This window comes from Corallococcus sicarius (genome assembly GCF_003611735.1).
Lineage (GTDB): Bacteria > Myxococcota > Myxococcia > Myxococcales > Myxococcaceae > Corallococcus > Corallococcus sicarius.
Map to the genome: position 1 here is coordinate 1 of NZ_RAWG01000685.1, position 686 is coordinate 686.

Consider the following 686-nt stretch of genomic DNA (forward strand, 5'->3'; position numbering starts at 1 on the left):
GGGGGACGACGACGCGATGCTCGGCGCCCTGCTGGAAGAAGGCCTCCGCGCCCGCATCCTCGATGCCCACTCCGGCCCCGCCCAGCTGCGCGCCCTCTTCCGCGTCTTCCAGGCCAACCTGCTCGCCCTGGAGCACTACGTGCCCCAGCCCTACGACGGCTCCGCCCTGCTGCTGAGCGCCAGCGAGTCCGCCCCCGGCAGCGCCCCCCTCCCGCGTCATCGCGGCTGGGAAGGCCTCGTGCGCGGCGGCCTGGAAGTCCTCGACGTCCCGGGCAGCCACCACGCGCTGATGCAGGACCCGCACCTCGAGTCCCTCGTCGAACGCCTGCGCGAGGCCCTCGCCCGCGTGGCGGACCTCGAACCACGAGGGGCCACGGGGAGCTGATCCCGTGGGGGGCCCTCTCTCCAAACCTGGCCGCCTGTCCTCATGACGCCCCATGGCAGGCGGCTTGGTGCTGGAATAATCTGATCCGCGTGAATTTGACCCACCCTGCGTCTCCCCCCGGGAGAGCGGCGCAGGGCGTCAAACCGGCAAATGAAGCAGGTCCGAGTTCTCGCGAACCCACCACGGGCCCGGGTGGCGTTCGCGCGCGATGGCGTTCCCGAGTGCGGAGTTCTTGAGATGAGCAACGAGCTGTCGAAGCGGATCGCGAACCTCTCACCGGAAAAGCGCGCTGAGCTTTTGA

The 686-nt window shown here is 70.0% G+C and carries 1 protein-coding gene; it reads left to right on the forward strand.

Annotated features, from left to right (window positions below):
• Positions 1-385, forward strand: a 385-nt coding sequence (locus D7X12_RS41695; protein WP_147444017.1) for a thioesterase domain-containing protein, incomplete at its 5' end; no start/stop codon positions are given.
• Between the last annotated feature and the right edge of the window lie 301 nt (positions 386-686).